Genomic DNA, 16,497 nt, shown 5'->3' on the forward strand with positions numbered 1-16,497 from the left:
TAGGGGCGAAAGGGAAGGGGGTGATCATCCGCTTCACAGATTTGCTCATAGAGCTTTAGCGGAATTTAAGGTTAAGTTGATACGGTGCTTGTCGTGAAGGTTGGAGACTTCTTGTGGTATATTCAGCGCGCGACGCAGAGAAACATGCACTTTTCCAGTTGATGGAGCGAACATCGAAGGAGTTCGACGCATGGATCGAAAGCGAACCGACTATAGAGAAGAATCGGTTTGATCGAGTTGTCAGTCTATTCGCGCTCGCCAAAGAAAATGTCGTAGGTTCGGACCCACTTCAAACTCCAACATCCGCACTAGTTGATGGCCATCGTGTTCTTACGGAAGCGTATAATGAATTCACTAACTATCGATCAAACGGAAGCGACGCGCATCTCAATCAGTTTCTAGACAAGATTTCGCAGGTGCTTCGAATATTTCCGGTTCGGTACAAATCGAATTCTAAAGCAGTTTATCAGAATGTCATTGCCGAACTGAGCAAGAAGTCCCAGTCCATACTGGACGGTTTAGTGGATAGTATTGGTGGATCCAGCTCCAAACTTGCCGCTGTGACGCAGCAGGCGGAAAAATTAAGGGCCGAAATTGAGGCTGAGCGAAACAGAATATCTGAAGGTCTCGGCAATGTTGAAAGTCAGTTTACGTCGGCCCAGGCTACTAGAAGCCAAGCTTTTCAAACTCAACTCGATGAGCTAGCGGCGAAGCGAACTGAGCTGATATCGCAAATTGAAAGTGACTTTGATGAGTTCTTTGAGCTGCAAACGGAAGATATTGCGACGCAAAAGGCAAAGCGAGATGAACTCCTCGATGAAATTCAACAGGACGCAGAGCTGAAGCACTCAGGCATTCTAGACATATATGGTATTGTTGGCCGAGACGCTCAGATAGGCGGATACTCTCAGGAAGCGGACAACGCTCAGGCCGCAGCGAACTTTTGGGATCGAGTTGTGTTCGCTGCTATGATTGTTGCAATATTTATACTGGTGGGTCCAAGTTTGATATCGTACGCGCAGGCCGGATTTACTGGGATAGATTGGATGCAAGTGTTGACCAGACTTCCGATTTCAACGGTCCTGTTTGCCCCTGCAGGATACGCGGTGGCGCAAGCTAGAAGGCAAAAGAAAATTGCAGAAAACGCTAGAGAGCGGCAGTTGCAGTTGGCTGCGCTTGGGCCCTATCTGTCGGCGCTAGACGCTCCAACTCAAGAAAAAATCAGAGCAATTCTGACCCCGAGGTTCTTTTCAAGCAACAAGGACGAGAAATTCTCGATCGAGGAGATATCTTCCGCAATTAGAGACGCTGACGCAAATCAGTAGCGATCGAGGAGTGCGGCTCCGTCAGCAGGAGCCGCACTTTTTGGTTCTACTATTTACTCGTCGATCTCGTCCAGCGGGTCGAAGTCGCCGTCGTCTTCGGAGAGTTCTTCGCCGGCGACATAGCCTGCGCCGGCAGCGGCGGCGAGACAGCCGGTGAGCGAGAAGCTGGCGCCGATGATGCCGGCGAGGATCAGCGGTTTCGGGTCAATTTTCTGAAGGTCGAGTTTCATGGCGGCGTCCTTTTCTGTCTTGAGGTAGCCTCAGACATAAACGCCGGAGCGCGCGATCGGTTCGCCTAGTTTCGGGCGGCGCACGAAAAACGGCCCGGGAGTCGGACCCGGGCCGTCTGATGGTTGCCTCGCAGGGCGCGCGAGACGGGGGAAGCGTCTAGCCGTCGACGATTTCATCCAGTGGGTCGAAGTCGCCATCATTCTCGTTGACCTCTTCACCGACCACATATGCGGCGCCCACAGCGGCAGCCAGACAGCCGGTCAGGAAAAAGCTGCTGCCAACGATACCGGCCAGCAAAATGCTCTTCGTCATCTTCATGTGCGTCATCCTTTTCACACAGGTTGCGATGAGCGGATAACGCGGTTTTGCGGAACTGGTTGCGCCGCAGGGGACAATTTTGTGCCCGCCGCGCAACCCGGTTGCCGGCCTGCGCCGCACTGATTTGTCATGCTGGCCCCAAAAGCAAGAAAGACGCGTCGTCCGGTTTATGGGACTCCGCGTCTTTCCCTTATGCTTCGAATCGGTTACTCAAATGCCTGTGACAGCGAATGAGGCGTCCGGGTCCGAGCACCTTGGGCGCCTTTTCCTTTTCCGGCCATTGAGGCTTTGACACCTACTGTCCAGTCCAGGTCCATTTGCCCAGTTTTGATCTGACACGCCGGTCCGGAATTGGGCCCACCGGGCCGGCTTGCCGATCATTTCAGGCCTTTGGGTCACATCTGGTCCGTCTTCCTGTCCGTGTGCCCCTGAGGGCCCACATTCAGTCTGTCTTTCCAGAGCCATCACCCGGCTAGCCTGTGCCGCGGGCCGATCAACTTCTGTGATCTGGGTCGACCGCCTTCAGCTTCGAGCCGCTTCGCATCCTATTGTGCACTGGACACGCCGCGTCTGTCTGCCTGGGGCAGTCGATTCCCGTCTCGCGAGAAACGACAACCTTTGGCCGCCGCTGGCAAAGCTCTCTATAAAGAAAGCTCGTTCCGCCTTTGGCATCGCGCTTCGGATCGTGCCCCGGTCGCGACTTACGGCCCCGCAGTTCTGGGTCTCGAAAACCCGCCTGCGGCCATCACCTGCTTTGTCCCGTCTGCCTGCACCTGGCCTTTTACGCCGCAGCTCTCGCCGCTTTGCTCCTGGCCCGGCCGACACGTCGGGGGCGATGGTCTGCCAGCGCGCCGATTGTCGAGGTTTGCTCCTCGCCCGGCTCTCGTTGGCGTAGGTAAATGATGTCTTAAAGCCGGGGGTGAGTCGAGCGGTTTCAAGCATTATTTCACAGATTTAAGACAAGGCTGTGGACAAGTGTTTTCGCGTCTCAGGCGAGGCCTCACGGGTCCTGTAATCACTATTCCAGACGCCGGGATTTCGTTCGCATGCGCAGCATCGTTGGTGGCACAGATCGGCGCTTGTGGATAACGCTGCACCATGATCCGACAGGCCGACTTATCCGCCTGTCCGCTCTCCGGCTTGCGCATTTTGCAGAGCGCTGCTTCCTTGCATGTCGAGAGGTCTGCGAGGGGAGCGGGGTGATGAAGACGCTGATGACAGGGGCGGGCATAGCAGCCCACATCCTGGCGCTCGCCGGCTGCAATAGCGGCGGGTATGACCAGCCGGCCAATCTCTGCGCGGAGGCGGGCACGCGCTGCGTCAGCGTTCCGGTGCGCGATCTCCTGGCGGTGGATGGCGACACGTTCGAGCTCCGGCGGCTCAATGCGCGGGGCGGGGAGGAGCGGGTGCGCCTGCGCCTCATCGGATGGGACAGTCCCGAGACGGGCGACGCGGCGCGCTGCCCCGAAGAGGACGCGCTCGGCCAGAAAACAGAGGCCCGCGCGCGGGCGCTCTTCTCGGCCGGATCCAAGGTCACTTTTTTGCCGGAGGGCGCCGATCAATACGGCCGCACCCGCGCCCACGTCTATCTCGACGGGACGCATGTCGGCTGGCTGCTCTCAAAGGACGGGCTGGCGCGCCCGCTGGAAGAGGGGAGGCAGGTGGATTGGTGTGGGTAGGGAGATGCATTTATCAGCACGGAGAACTGTTGTTGCAACTGCGCTACCATTGGAGAGAGCGAGTGATATCAGAGAAGCCTAGTCGAGGTCCTTAGCTTGGTCACCGCCGTCTTCGTCATTCGACAGATAGTCTCGGACGGCGGTTCGTATTAACTCTGCGCTAGTCACTTTTTTTCGCTCCGATGCGGCGTCGATCATCTGCTTTTCGTTATAACCAACCCGAACACGGACGCACTCGGTCAGCTTTTCATGCTGCCTTTCGGACATCGATACCTCCGTCAAAGGAAATTCCACGAATGCTCGGGAAGGCTTCCCTTCTGGCGCCTGAGCTCGTCCACTTAAGGTTTTTCACCGGACGACCTTCGACGAACGCATTCCAAGCCTTGATTGTAAGGGCGATACGCTCGGAAATAGCCATTCGGCGCTTCAGATTGTTTTTGTCGTCTTTCAAAATCTCTCGCAAAACCAGAATCGGGCTCTCTCGGTGGAGGCCGTCGCCGTATACCAGCTTGTCCATAAAATGCTCGGCCTTTTTAGGATTAGTCTTGGCGAACCAGTAATGCAGCGCGCAAAGTTGCGATGGAGGGCCGATCTTCCGTAGCTTGTTTCCCAATCGAACGCTTGCGCGAGCGTCGGGATGTTTTTCCAGCGTATCTAGCAATTCGTTTTCCGAAGGTGCGGCGATCCGCGTGGTCACCAACTCGTTCTCTAGCTCCCATATCTGCCGCAACGTCCCGGCGAGAAGCGCCGTGTTCGTTTCGCCTAGATCAGTGAGAATGTGAGAAAAAGATCTCTTGTTGCCGACGTCGAACGTTCCAAAGACTTCATCGTCTAGGCCGTAAACCACGATTGCTGGAAACGCCTTGCCGGATTTAACGGAGGCTGACAATCGGTGTTGGCCATCAAGCAGCTGCCCACTCGCGCCAACCTTAATTGTTTGCCCATTCAGTGCCCAATCGTTGTTTTTCATGTCGCGAACGTATTTGTTCACCACGGCCGCAGCGATCTTCCGATTCCTGTCGTTTGATTGCAAAAGTTCTTCTGCGTAATCCGGCACAATGTCGACGATTTCTACCCGAATCCCCGACGGACATTCCGTCTTGCGCGTCACTCTCGCTGCCTCTTGTGGAGTAGGTTCGCCGTCTCTGACGGTGGAGTCCGGCATTATCAGATTTTCCAGTCCGGGTGTCTCGGGAAAGCTTTCGGTTTCCGGGACAAAGCGAATGACTTTGACTTCTTTTTGCTCTCGGAAGGCCGCCCACGCCTTGAGCACTAATCCGATAAGCTGCCTGGATGATCGACTGCCACCTTCACTTCTAATGTTGTCGATAGCCCTCCATAGTGCGTAGGGGGCTCCTTGCTTGGTTTCATCGGCCAAAGCAAATTCTTCGAAAAAGCGATCTGCGAGCCGTCTATCTTCGTTCTGGAAGAGGAAGTGCAATGCGGTTGCCATTCCGTGCGGCAGCAATGGAGCTGCGACTTTGGCTACCGCGAGTGACCTGCGAATTGTGGGGTTCTTGTCCAAAATCTCGATGAGCTCGTTGGACGACTGCTTCTTGGATTGCTTATCCAGATCCCCGTTCCCGGCGCGCCAAATTAGCGTTAGAGCAGCAGCGAGCGCGCGCCCGTCTTTCTCCCCTCGAATGTGCATAATGTCGCCGGCGGTTCGGCGCCGGACAGCGTCAATCGTGAGAAAGGTTGCAGGGTCAATGTTGTGAATAACTAGTGAGGAAAATGGTCGCTTCGATTCACAGCACGCCTTGAGTCGCAGTCTGCCGTCGAGCAGAGCACCGTCCATTGAGAAAATAATTGGGTCGCCATTGAAGCACCAGGCATCGGCAGACATGTCTCGAATGTAGGAGGCCAGTAGTCGGCGATCCATCGGTGCGTTGTTTCGTGCTCGTCCCAGATACCCAGCGGCCTCCTCGGGAGTGATGACGCGAATGTCGAAGTAGGGTTTCGTTTCGTTGGGGTGAACTGAGACGGACATGAGATTCTCCTTTGTGCGGAGATGGTGCTGCAGGCTTGTGTAAACAGCAACCCTTTTCTTGTGGTCCATCGATAATCGTTTCGCTTTTGTTCAATGGCGTCAATGCTCACCCTCTTGTGGCATTGAATCGCTCAGGAGCTTTCCAAGCATTCACTGCTTGGAAATTACGTCTGTTGCGCAATCTCCTTGTAAGTTTCAATTTTTCGGGAGCGGGCCCGACCAGCTCTGCCTGACAGATTACCTTCGAAGACCGTAGTCCCTCGACTTCGCTCGGGATGACGGTGGAGGGGGCGGGATGATGGGGAAGAGACCGGGATGACGTTAAAGCCCCAGCTCCTCTTCCCGCAGCTTCTTCATCTCATCCTTGAGCCGCGCGTCCGACCCTAAAATCGATCCACTGGATCGATTTTGCCCTGCGGGCCGGGTCGAACCCTCAAACTCCAGTCAGAGGCCGAGTTCTTCTTCTCTCAGCTTGTTGACTTCGTCGCGAAGGCGGGCGGCTTCTTCAAACTCCAAATTCGCCGCCGCTTCGCGCATCTGTTTTTCCAGGTCGGCGATGGCGGCTTTGAGGTTGTGGCCTGAGCCGGCCTCGAGGGCAGGGGCTTTCTCCTCGGCGACACCGCGCGGCAGTTTGCGTGAGCGTCCGCCCTTGAGCTGCTGGGTCTTGCTGCGGCTCTCGCCGAGATCGCCGAGAATGTCCGCGACGGCGCGCACGATGGTGGTCGGCGTGATGCCGTGTTCCTCATTGTGCGCGATCTGCTTCTCGCGGCGCCGTTCGGTCTCGTCCATGGCGCGCTGCATCGAACCGGTGATCCGGTCCGCATAGAGAACAACCCGCGCGTCGGCATTCCGCGCCGCCCGGCCAATGGTCTGCACCAGCGAGGTCTCGGAGCGCAGGAAGCCTTCCTTGTCCGCATCAAGAATGCCGACAAAGCCGCATTCCGGGATATCGAGCCCCTCGCGCAAGAGGTTGATGCCCACCAGCACGTCGAACTCGCCGAGCCGCAGGTCGCGGATGATCTCGATCCGCTCCACCGTGTCGATGTCAGAGTGCATGTAGCGCACGCGCACGCCATTCTCGTGGAGATATTCGGTGAGGTCCTCGGCCATCTTCTTGGTCAGCGTCGTGACGAGCGAGCGCATGCCCTTTTCCGCGACCGCCTTCACCTCGGACATCAGATCATCGACCTGGTTGATATTGCCATTGTCCTTCGTGCCGGTGACCGGGCGCACTTCCACAGGCGGATCGATCAGGCCGGTCGGGCGGATCACCTGCTCGGTGAAGACGCCGCCCGTCTGCTCGAGCTCCCACGGCCCCGGCGTCGCCGAGACATGCACCGTCTGCGGCCGCATCGCCTCCCATTCGGGGAATTTCAGCGGCCGGTTGTCGATGCATGAGGGCAGGCGGAAGCCATATTCAGCCAGCGTCGACTTGCGGTTGAAGTCGCCTTTGAACATGGCGCCGATCTGCGGCACGGTCTGGTGGCTCTCATCGACGAAGACGAGCGCGTTTTCCGGCAGATATTCGAACATGGTCGGCGGCGGCTCGCCGGGCTTGCGGCCGGTGAGATAGCGCGAATAGTTCTCGATGCCGTTACAGCTGCCGGTCGCGGCCATCATTTCGAGGTCATAGGTCGTGCGCTGTTCGATGCGCTGCGCCTCGAGCAATTTGCCATGCTTCTCGAAATGGGCGAGCGTTTCCTTCAGCTCAGCCTTGATGCTGCCAATCGCATTGTTCAGCGTCGGGCGCGGCGTCACATAGTGACTGTTGGCGTACATCTTGATCGCCGGCAGATCCTGGATCTTTTTGCCGGTGAGCGGGTCGAACTCAACAATGCTTTCCAGCTCATCGCCAAAGAAGGAGAGTTTCCACGCGCAGTCATCATAGTGCGCCGGGAAGATGTCGATCACATCGCCTTTGACGCGGAAGCTGCCGCGCTGGAAGGCGGCGTCATTGCGCGTGTAATGCAGGCCGACGAGCTTCTGCGTCACCTCGCGCGGATCGATCTGCTGGCCTTCTTCGAGCTTGAACGTCATCGAGGTGTAGGTCTCGACCGAGCCGATGCCGTAAATGCACGAGACGGACGCCACGATGATCACATCATCGCGCTCCAGGATCGCCCGCGTCGCCGAGTGGCGCATCCGGTCGATCGCCTCGTTGATGGAGGATTCCTTTTCGATATAGAGATCGGCGCGCGGGACGTAGGCTTCCGGTTGGTAATAGTCGTAATAGGAGACGAAATACTCCACCGCATTGTCCGGGAAGAAGGATTTCATTTCGCCATAGAGCTGCGCCGCGAGCGTCTTGTTGGGCGCGAGGATCAGCGCCGGACGCTGCACCGCCTCGATGACCTTGGCCATGGTGAACGTCTTGCCGGTGCCCGTCGCGCCGAGCAGGACCTGGTCGCGTTCGCCGGCCTCGATGCCCTCGACGAGTTCCGGGATGGCGGTGCGCTGGTCGCCCGCCGGCTCATAGTCCGACGCGACCTTGAAGCGCTTGCCGCCCTCGATCTTTTCCCACTGCCGGTCCGGCCGGTGCGGCGTCCAGTTGTCGGACGGCAGCCCGCCAGCAGCATCCCGCGCCGCGCCAGACCAGTTGAATGTCGCGCCTGCATCAGCGACGCCAGAAGAAGGAGAACGAGCCATGAACGGCAAGATGGTGCGGAGTGGGGGTGAGGTAAAGGCCCCACTGCTGACAGGGGTGTGTCAGGAGTGGTGACAGCTGATGCGGCTGTGCCAAACGCACGGCCCTTTCAGAACCATCGACGCAGCTGATTGACACGCAGGCCTCATACCCTACCCTCAACAAATTGATTTTGTGTCTGATAAAAAACGCTTTTCTCGTTAGATCAGGCACGTTTGGGCAGCCGCGACCTGAGCGTTATCCCGCCTCGCTGCCTTATCCATGCGCTCCTAATTTCAACCGACCCCCGGAGGTCCAATGACTGATTACAATCCCGATAAAGGCTATATCGCGCTTCTTGGCTGGAGCCTGAATGCCATCGATGCAATGAAGAAGTTCGACCGGCGCTACATCGTCGTCGCACCGAGCTGGGCGAAAGACTATGCCGACAAGCACGATATCCCCTTCATGTCGTGGAATTTCGAACGGCTGAACGAGAACTCCTTCGAGATCGCGCAGATGCTGAAGGATGAAGGCGTTGACGTTGCCGTCCCGCTTTACGAGGAAACTGTGGAATGGGCCGGCGCGGTGAACGCCGTGCTGCTCGACAATCCGCGCCTGCTTGGCCAGTCCATGCTGTTTCGCGACAAGTCGCTGATGAAGCGCCGCGCACAGCTTGGCGGCATCCGGGTCGGCATCTTCGAGGAGGCCCATGACCGTGATGATGTCGAGCGCTTCCTTAAGCGCGTGAACCAGACCCTGCTGAAGCAGGAAGGCGACGACAATGATCCGATCCACATCAAGGCCTTCGACCTGGCCGGCTGCATGGGGCACCGCGTGGTCCGCACCGTGGAAGATGTCGCGGAAATCCCCGACAGCGACTTCCCCGTCCTGATGGAAAGCCATCTCGATGGCTGGGAATTTGCGGCCGAAGCCTGGATTCATGACGGCAAGATCCGCTTCCTGAACATCTCCGAATATGTCCGGCTCGGCTATTCGGTCTTCGTGCCGGCGAGCCCGGAGCTGGAAGCCATGCGCGACAAGGTCGAGGCCGAGATCGAGAAACTGATCAAGACGTTCGACATCAAGTTCGGCTTTATCCACCCGGAATATTTCATCGGGCCGGATGATGTCATGTACTTTGGCGAGGTCGCCTATCGCCCGCCGGGCTTCAAGGTGTTCGAGCTGCTTGAGCGCGTCTACGGCTTCAATGCCTATCAGGCCATGGTCATGATGTTCGACCCGAAGACCACCGAAGAAGAGATCGAGAACTTCCTGCCGACGCCCGTCGAGGATGCGAATGGCTATGCTGGCTGCTTCGGCGTCTATCCGCGCAACCGCGTGGTGTCGCGTCTGGAAATCCCGAAAGAGACCGAAGACCATCCCTATTTCGACTGGCATGAGCTTGGTGAGCCGATGGAGAACAAGGTCTCCAAGCGCTCGGCCTTCGGCACGCATTGGGGGCTGGTTTATTTCCATGGCGATGATGCGGTCACCATGCGCGACCTGCTCAAGGCCCAGGAAGAAGTCGACTTCTACGTCTAGGCGTTAAAGGTCAGTAGGCAGACCAGGGTGTCTTCGCTAACCTTCCTGCATGGATTCGAAAGGGCCAAGCGCTGTGAGCCAGGCAGACTCAAATCAGGCCGTGCCGGGCGTTGATGCTGTCCTCCTCAAGCGGCTGGACAGTGCCATCGCGCGGCTGGCAAATGCAAGTGACCTGCTGAAGGGCACGCATCAGCCGACGGTGATCGATCAGGCCGGCAAGGTGCTGTGTGCCCCGGGCGGGCTTTCCGCCTGCATGGAGCGGATTGAGGCCTTGGCCGAGGCCGGTGTCTTTGTCGGTACGGACTGGAACGATCCGGCGCATCTGAAGCCGGTCCTGGTGCGCCATACCTTCGAAGCCGGCGCGCCGAATGCGGTCACCCTGGAAACGCTGAGCGAGCTGCGTTTCCTCGCGGTGGCGCGCGGGGACTACATGCTGGAGACGCTGTCGGCGGAAGAAGCGCAGCACTTTCTGGCTCAGGTCCTCGGCCTCAACCTCGAGCGCCTGTTCGGCGGGGGCACGGAGGTGTCTCGCCAGATCGGAGAGGACTGGGCACAGGCCATCGAAGGCCTGTTCGCGATGATTGCAGAGGAGATCGGCTATAGCAGCATCTTCGATGCCGTGATTGCCGAAATCTGGCGCATCCTTGCGCAGCGCCCGATCCAGACGGACCGCATCAAGGCGATGATCGCGCAGCTCGCGGCCTGGTCCGGCAAGGCGGCGAGCGACCAGTCTCCGTCGGGTTGGGGCGCCGACCGGCTCGTCAGCGCGCTGTTCGGCCCGACCAATGAGTGCCGTGAAGACCCCGGCGTCGAGGCCTATCAGGAGCGCCTGGCCGCCATCGACGAGAATGCGCTTTCGCAGGAGGCCACGGCCATGGCGCGCGCCATGCACGATACCGGCCTTGTCTCGGCCTATCACGCTGTCCTGCTGCGCCACTTGCTGCAGCATCGCCGCGATCTGATTCCGGACTGCCTTGGCCTGTCGGCGACGGGGCGGGAGAATTACGGCTCCTTTGCCACGCTCATTCAGGCGCTGGCGGAAAAGGCAATTCATGTCGAAACAGCGCAGGCGATCTATGGCCTCTCGCTCATGCTCGAGCGGGGCATCCTGCACCTTCCGCCGACCGCGCCGGCCCTGTGGCGCCAGCTCAAGCTCATTCTTTCACAGGAAGCGCGTGAGCGTCTTGTCGAGAGTTTCGGACCGGCGCCGGACGCCGAGGCCTGGCTTCTTGCCGGCGTGATCAGCGTACTGGGCCAGCCGCTCGGTGTCGGCCAGGGAAACAACCCAACCTGCCAGGCGGCCCGGGCGATTGCGATGTGGTCCTATGTCGATCCCGATTACCTGCTCCAGCTGGTGACATGGGCAGCCCGCGACAACGAGATTCGCATGTCGTTTGAGGGGCAGCCCGTCTCGTCTGGTGAGCTTACGGCCGCCATGGCTCAGGGCCCGCTTGTGGAGGTCGACCCCGTCTCGGCGATCCTCGTGCCGCACCTGGACCGCATCTACATGGAGATGGGCCGACTCTGCGCGGACCGGGAAGGCGATCCGCATCGCTGGATCAATCCCGAGATGCATGGCTGGTGGGTTTCGCGCGAATTCAACATTGTCGTCGATGTGCCGACGGGCAAGCTCGTCGATATCGACGGGTTCGTTCGCCGTTTCTATGCCGCCTTCCATCCGGACTATAATGGCAACCAGCCCGTCATCCATCCGGGGCCTGCCGGGATCGCGGTGACCGACAGCGCGGCACGCTTCGTGGGCTGGCATGCCATCGCCATCATCCGCGTCGCGCGCGACCCATCCGGCGATGTTCGCGTCTATTTCTTCAATCCCAATAATGACAGCGGTCAGGACTGGGGCGACGGGATCATCGTGTCGACGGCGGGCAATGGCGAATCCTACGGTGAATCCTCGGTGCCAATCGCGGAGTTCACCTCGCGGCTTTACATCTTCCATTCCGACCCGTTGGAACAAGGCGTCGGCGCCTCGATCCCGCAGGATGAAATCGACCGGGTCCGCGACCAGATCACCCGCAGCTGGGGCCGGAGCCGGAACTGAGGTCTGGCAGCGTACAGCCTCCCGCCGGCGGGGCATGTCGTGAGCTGTCGGGGGCGGCTGATGGCAAATGCTAGCGTGGCTGACGGATGAGGATGGAGAAGTGAAGATCATTGTCTTTGGCGTCCGGAGGCGCTGTCGGATAGGGGGCTGCGGACTGGACAGCTTTCAGGCAGCGGCGGTCATAGCGGGGCGTGCCGCTGCTGGTGCGGATGGCTCTGGAAGTGACCTCGCCTTCAGGGGAAAGATGGAACTCGACCTCACAGTCGCGTGCGCCCGAGATGGCTTTGGGCGCGTGCTGCAGCAAATGCTGCCTGACCTGAACGAGGTAGGCGGTCATCGCCGTGTCGCTGTCGCGTCCTGAGCGCTTGCGGCCATCTCCGGGTGGCGACGCCTGCGCCTGGGACACCATTGGCGCGTCGTCGCGATCAGCTGTGTCGTGTGCGTCTGAGGGACGAGGGGGCTCGCGAGCGGGATCGACAGCAGGCGGTGACAGCGCGACGCCGTCCTCCTGCGCGGATGGGTCCGGAGGTGGCGGCGCCGGCATGTCCGGCTCGTCCGTGTCCTCTATAACGTCCATCGCCTCAGGCGGCGCTTCGGCTTCGGGGGCTGGCTGTTGTTCCGGGGGCGGGGAGACTGCCGGTTCTGGTTCTGGTGTCGGGACGGGCTTCGGCTTTGGATCCGGGAGAGGCTCCGGTTCAGGCTGAGGGTCCGGTTCGGGGAGAGGCGTCTCCTCGACTGCTGGCGCCACCAGTGTGACGGGGATGATTGTTTCGGAGAGCCCCTCGCCGGTCCCGGCTGAAACGGGCAAAAGGAGCAGGATAGCGGCAATAGCCGCATGGACGAGCGCAGCGAGGGCTGCGCTCGTCAGGGATACGGGCAGGGACGTCTGTCCCCACATGCTAGAAGGCGACGCTGAGGCCGAGATTGACCGAGCGGCCCGGACCGGCAACCTGGCGGAACGGCCCGACGCTGCCTTCATATTTGTAGTCGCCGAAGGCAATCCCGCCGAGGGGCAGGTCATAGTCCTGGTCGAGAAGGTTCTCGATCGAGGCATTGACCGTAAACCTGCCAATGTCTCCGCCGAGCCGCAGGTTCACGAGCACATAACCCGGCGTTTCAAGTTCCTGGCGGAGCGCGTTGACGCTGTCCTTTTCGTCGACGAGCTCCACTTCCAGGGCCTGCGTCCAGGCGCCCTTGGTATTCTCGAGGGAAATGACGCCCTCTAGCGGGGCGATGTTGTAGAGGTTGTCGCCGGTATCCTCATTGGTGCCCTTGGACCAGCTGAGCGTCCCGGTCAGACGAGTGTCCCCCAACTCCGATTGCCAGACCGGCATCGTTCCGCTGGCCTCAAAGCCGTAGAGTTCAGCATCGTGATTGGCGAACCGCAGGATAGGCAGACCGTCATTCAGCGTGCCGAGCGGGTCAGCATCGATATAGTCATCGACCTGCGATGCCCAGGCTGACAGACGGAGGGCGCGGCCATCCTCTTTGCCATCTGTCCAGTCGAGCGTGGCGGCAAGGCTGCGGGCGACTTCCGGTTCCAGTCCGATATCGCCGACATAACCGGCGCCGTCGCCCGTCATATTGGTCATCGACGTCGACATGTTGCCGCGTCCCCAGGCGTAGCGCTCATAGAGATTGGGCGAGCGGGTCTTCTGGGCGGCGCCGAACTCGATGGCGACCGTGTCCGTGGGCTTCCAAGTGGCCTTGGCGGTAACGTCGACATTGTCGTCCTCGCGGGCCCGGTCGGCCGCGTTGAAGGCCATCGCGGCCATGGCATCGGCCATATTCATCATGCCGGTATACGAATAGGGCTGCACCTCGCCTGTATCCATCTCGACGCGCTCATAGCGGACACCGAGCAGGGTGGACCATTTCGGGGTCGGCTCAGCCTCCCATTCCGCCCATGCGCCGGTGCGGTTTCGCTCGCCATCATTGATGTTCACATAGTCCAGCGGGGACATCATCATGCTGCCCGGAACGGCGGGCCAGTAATCGTCCATCGATGCGCGGAAGGTCTCGGCGCCGAAGCGGAGATCACCAACGCCTTCGACGGCGAGTTCGTATTTCAGCTTGGCGGAGATATCTTCGCCCTTGGTGATCATGGGCATGCCGCCATTCGACGTTCCGCCCTTGTCGGACAGGAAGTTCATCTCGTGGTCGACGTCGCGCCAGGACGCATCGGCCGTCAGACGCCCGGCGCCGACCGGGCCTTCGCCGTGCAGCTGGACGCTGTTTGATTTATTATCGACAAGGTCCATGCGCTGATTGGCGAAGCCTTCATAAGGGACGCCCTGCTGGCCGATCCGGATCCAGAAGAGCACATCGTCAGCCGGGCGCGCGGCCAGAAGCAGGGACTGATCGTAATTCTCGTAAAGGGTCGAGCGGACCTCCTTGCCGTCGCCGGCTTCGTAATTGTCAGCCCGGTTCCAGCTGGCCTCATAGCGCGCGCTGACCTTTTCGCCGGCGACATTGGCCTCGAGCGACGCGGACCTGCCATTGGACACGCTGCGATAGCCTAGGCCGGCCTCTCCGAAGACCTCGACGCCGCCGTCGGAAAAGTCAGGGGTGCGCGTCTCGATGGAGATAATGCCGGCGATATTGTCCCCGCCCAGGCTGACGGGGGAAAGCGTCGGCGTCACGACGACCCGCTCGACGCGGGAGGCGTCGATATAGGACGTCACCGGGTTCATGTGGTTCGGACAGTAATTTGTCGCCTGCTGCCCATCGATCAGCACACCGACGCGGTCATCGGCGAGACCGCGCAGGATGGGCAGGGAGGCGATGCCCCCATTCGACTGGACCGCGACGCCTGGCTCCCGCGAGAGCAGCATGAGCGGGTCGGCAGAGCTGGTGCGGCGTTTGTCGATTTCCTCAGGGGCGACGGAATAGCCGCCGGCAGACGCGCCGGCCGGGCCGGTTGGCTGGGTGGTTTCGGCGTCTTGCGCATCAATGGGCGGCAGTTCGGTCGGGGACTGCGCGATGGCTGAAGGCGCAGGGAAGGTCGCAGCAAGGAGGGTGGCAGCTGTGCTGCATAGGAGGTTGGTTTTCATGTCTTGTACTCTTGAACAATCGGAGCGGGCCTTTGCGGCCAGCACAGGAAACGCGCATCGCTGGCAGCGTGCGCGGGCTTGAGGGCTCAGATTGAAAGAGGGGGAGCTCGCGGCGGCGGCGGCGGTGCGGCCAGACCGTGACCCGGCGCGACGACGGCAAATTCCAGCGCCGGCGCGTAGGATTCGTAAACCGGTTTGTCCAGTGTCACAGCCACCGCAGGCAGTGAGAAAAACGCCGTCATCGCATAGGGGCAGCTGCTCGTCTGATCGCGATCCGACTGGCCCGGCAGGTCATCGGTATCGACGTATTTGCCGGTTTTCAGATCAAGTGTGAGCGTGCCGCTGCCGCCGTCTCCGTGACAGATCGCGACTTTCACGAACTGGCCGGGCTCAGCCGATGTCTCCAGCATGTAGCCTGCAGGCACGAGCCCGCGCACGACGAACGCGATCAGCGCGAAAGCGCCGAGCAACGACATGAGCCGTGAGCGGGAGGAGGATGTGACTGCAGTCATGACCCGCGTTTAGGACGACAGGATAGACCAAAAGACAACTGCGGCACGCGGCCACAGAAACGGCAGGCCCCGACGAAGACGCTGCGCGACCCGGCAGGCAATGGGCGAAGCTTTCACACTTCGCCCGGCCGCTTCCGCGATGTGTCCCCACGCCTGCGGGAAGACGTTATACGGCAGCCTCGCCGAGGATCGCGGCCTGGGTTGCGGGTGTCATCGGCCGCTTGCCTGTTTGCCAGCCCCATGCGCCGGCGGCGGTCCCCATGGCGAGGCCGATCACCCAGAGGGCCCAGCTCGGCACGGTGCCATAGGCCTCCATTGTGGCGATCCAGACCGGCCAGTCGCCCCAGAGAAAGAAGCCGCTATACATCACCAGCGTCCCGATCAGGGCGAGGGTGAAGGGCAGGGTCGGCCGGTCATTGCGATAGTCCCGCCAGATCAGGACGGCGAGCAGAAGGATGGCGAACACCACGCTCACAGTTGCGCCGATCGCGAACATTGACAGCACAAACGGACCCTCGACGAAAAAGCCCAGCATGTAATTGCTGAACAGCCGCGACAGCGATGGCCCGAGGAGCGGCGTCACGGTCGCCAGCATGTAGCGCGAATGCAGGTGCACATTGCGCCGGTGCCGGAGCGCCAGAGCGAAGAACAGGCAGACGATGACGGTTGCGACGAGGTCTGCGACGGCGAGGCGGATGCCGAACATTTCGGTGAAGGGGTGGTCGCTCGCCACGCTGTCCCGCGTCGTCAGGAGGCCGCCGACCGTGAAGACCGGGATAAGAAGCAGGCTGGAGAGGCCGAGCCATTTGTGGGAGCCGCGGTGGCGGTGATGGATCGTCCAGTTCTGCGCCATGATCAGCACGAGCCACAGCGTCGCCGTCATGCCGTGCAGATGATGGGCGAAGCTCGCTTCGCCGAAGACCGAGAAATAGGACGGCCAGAAGGCCGCAAAGGTCGCGAGCAGGAAGGCGCCGACATAAAGGTGCGCGCGTGGAAAAGGTAGCATTTAAGGTCTCCCCGTTTGGTGAGACGAGAAGAGCGCCCTGCTGCAGCAATATCTACAGACGGCGTGGGGCTGACCGCGTCTGGCCGCCCGATGGCCGCAATTGTCCGTTCACTTTTGCTAGGCTAGGGGTCGAAGGGGACCCATGGTGACAGCAGG

Annotated in this window: 12 protein-coding genes; 4 read left to right on the top strand and 8 right to left on the bottom strand. The window is 60.2% G+C overall.

Translation table 11 applies throughout. The features are described from left to right. Window positions 1-113 precede the first annotated feature (113 nt). Complete coding sequence (locus WNY37_RS08260) at window positions 114-1,325, top strand: hypothetical protein (protein WP_342972990.1); 1,212 nt, start codon at window positions 114-116, stop codon at window positions 1,323-1,325. A gap of 53 nt (window positions 1,326-1,378) precedes the next feature. On the opposite strand, the gene WNY37_RS08265 is transcribed toward WNY37_RS08260, so the two are convergent. Both WNY37_RS08265 and WNY37_RS08270 read right to left on the bottom strand, forming a co-directional pair. Then, window positions 1,379-1,555 (bottom strand): hypothetical protein, encoded by a 177-nt coding sequence (locus WNY37_RS08265; protein ID WP_342972991.1) that lies wholly within the window; start codon window positions 1,553-1,555, stop codon window positions 1,379-1,381. Between the two features lie 157 nt (window positions 1,556-1,712). Further along, a complete protein-coding gene (locus WNY37_RS08270) occupies window positions 1,713-1,874 on the bottom strand; it encodes a hypothetical protein (RefSeq protein ID WP_342972992.1) in 162 nt (53 codons plus the stop codon). A gap of 1,202 nt (window positions 1,875-3,076) precedes the next feature. On the opposite strand from WNY37_RS08270, the gene WNY37_RS08275 reads away from it, so the two are divergent. Beyond that, the gene (locus WNY37_RS08275; RefSeq protein WP_342972993.1) at window positions 3,077-3,553 is read left to right on the top strand and encodes a thermonuclease family protein; all 477 of its coding nucleotides are present in this window, start codon (window positions 3,077-3,079) and stop codon (window positions 3,551-3,553) included. 247 nt (window positions 3,554-3,800) lie between these two features. Here WNY37_RS08275 and WNY37_RS08280 read toward each other — a convergent pair whose 3' ends face one another. Both WNY37_RS08280 and uvrB read right to left on the bottom strand, forming a co-directional pair. Next, complete coding sequence (locus WNY37_RS08280; RefSeq protein ID WP_342972994.1) at window positions 3,801-5,543, bottom strand: hypothetical protein; 1,743 nt, start codon at window positions 5,541-5,543, stop codon at window positions 3,801-3,803. A gap of 444 nt (window positions 5,544-5,987) precedes the next feature. Continuing rightward, window positions 5,988-8,189 (bottom strand): excinuclease ABC subunit UvrB, encoded by a 2,202-nt coding sequence (gene uvrB, locus WNY37_RS08285; protein ID WP_342972995.1) that lies wholly within the window; start codon window positions 8,187-8,189, stop codon window positions 5,988-5,990. A 295-nt stretch (window positions 8,190-8,484) separates the two neighbouring features. On the opposite strand from uvrB, the gene WNY37_RS08290 reads away from it, so the two are divergent. Continuing rightward, entirely contained in the window at window positions 8,485-9,711 is a 1,227-nt protein-coding gene (locus WNY37_RS08290) for a carboxylate--amine ligase (protein WP_342972996.1), read from the top strand. A gap of 73 nt (window positions 9,712-9,784) precedes the next feature. Next, window positions 9,785-11,770 carry a hypothetical protein gene (locus WNY37_RS08295; RefSeq protein ID WP_342972997.1) on the top strand — a complete coding sequence of 662 codons (1,986 nt, stop codon included), beginning with the start codon at window positions 9,785-9,787 and terminating at the stop codon, window positions 11,768-11,770. Window positions 11,771-11,840: 70 nt separating this feature from the next. Here the strand turns inward: WNY37_RS08295 and WNY37_RS08300 are convergent, their stop codons facing one another. The 4 genes from WNY37_RS08300 to WNY37_RS08315 form a co-directional block, all read right to left on the bottom strand. Further along, the gene (locus WNY37_RS08300; RefSeq protein ID WP_342972998.1) at window positions 11,841-12,668 is read right to left on the bottom strand and encodes a TonB family protein; all 828 of its coding nucleotides are present in this window, start codon (window positions 12,666-12,668) and stop codon (window positions 11,841-11,843) included. A 1-nt stretch (window position 12,669) separates the two neighbouring features. Further along, window positions 12,670-14,823 carry a TonB-dependent receptor gene (locus WNY37_RS08305; RefSeq protein ID WP_342972999.1) on the bottom strand — a complete coding sequence of 718 codons (2,154 nt, stop codon included), beginning with the start codon at window positions 14,821-14,823 and terminating at the stop codon, window positions 12,670-12,672. Window positions 14,824-14,909: 86 nt separating this feature from the next. Beyond that, complete coding sequence (locus WNY37_RS08310) at window positions 14,910-15,335, bottom strand: DUF2946 family protein (protein ID WP_342973000.1); 426 nt, start codon at window positions 15,333-15,335, stop codon at window positions 14,910-14,912. A 166-nt stretch (window positions 15,336-15,501) separates the two neighbouring features. Beyond that, window positions 15,502-16,341, bottom strand: a complete 840-nt coding sequence (locus WNY37_RS08315; protein ID WP_342973001.1) for a hypothetical protein — start codon at window positions 16,339-16,341, stop codon at window positions 15,502-15,504. Window positions 16,342-16,497: the final 156 nt, after the last annotated feature.

The organism is Henriciella sp. AS95 (assembly GCF_038900055.1).
GTDB lineage: Bacteria > Pseudomonadota > Alphaproteobacteria > Caulobacterales > Hyphomonadaceae > Henriciella.

Excerpts from the sequence above, each read along its gene's own strand:
- WNY37_RS08265 (WP_342972991.1), bottom strand. The coding sequence starts at position 1,555 with ATGAAACTCGACCTTCAGAAAATTGACCCGAAACCGCTGATCCTCGCC.
- WNY37_RS08270 (WP_342972992.1), bottom strand. The coding sequence starts at position 1,874 with ATGAAGATGACGAAGAGCATTTTGCTGGCCGGTATCGTTGGCAGCAGC.
- WNY37_RS08275 (WP_342972993.1), top strand. The coding sequence starts at position 3,077 with ATGAAGACGCTGATGACAGGGGCGGGCATAGCAGCCCACATCCTGGCG.
- WNY37_RS08280 (WP_342972994.1), bottom strand. The coding sequence starts at position 5,543 with ATGTCCGTCTCAGTTCACCCCAACGAAACGAAACCCTACTTCGACATT.
- uvrB (WP_342972995.1), bottom strand. The coding sequence starts at position 8,189 with ATGGCTCGTTCTCCTTCTTCTGGCGTCGCTGATGCAGGCGCGACATTC.
- WNY37_RS08290 (WP_342972996.1), top strand. The coding sequence starts at position 8,485 with ATGACTGATTACAATCCCGATAAAGGCTATATCGCGCTTCTTGGCTGG.
- WNY37_RS08300 (WP_342972998.1), bottom strand. The coding sequence starts at position 12,668 with ATGTGGGGACAGACGTCCCTGCCCGTATCCCTGACGAGCGCAGCCCTC.
- WNY37_RS08305 (WP_342972999.1), bottom strand. The coding sequence starts at position 14,823 with ATGAAAACCAACCTCCTATGCAGCACAGCTGCCACCCTCCTTGCTGCG.
- WNY37_RS08310 (WP_342973000.1), bottom strand. The coding sequence starts at position 15,335 with ATGACTGCAGTCACATCCTCCTCCCGCTCACGGCTCATGTCGTTGCTC.
- WNY37_RS08315 (WP_342973001.1), bottom strand. The coding sequence starts at position 16,341 with ATGCTACCTTTTCCACGCGCGCACCTTTATGTCGGCGCCTTCCTGCTC.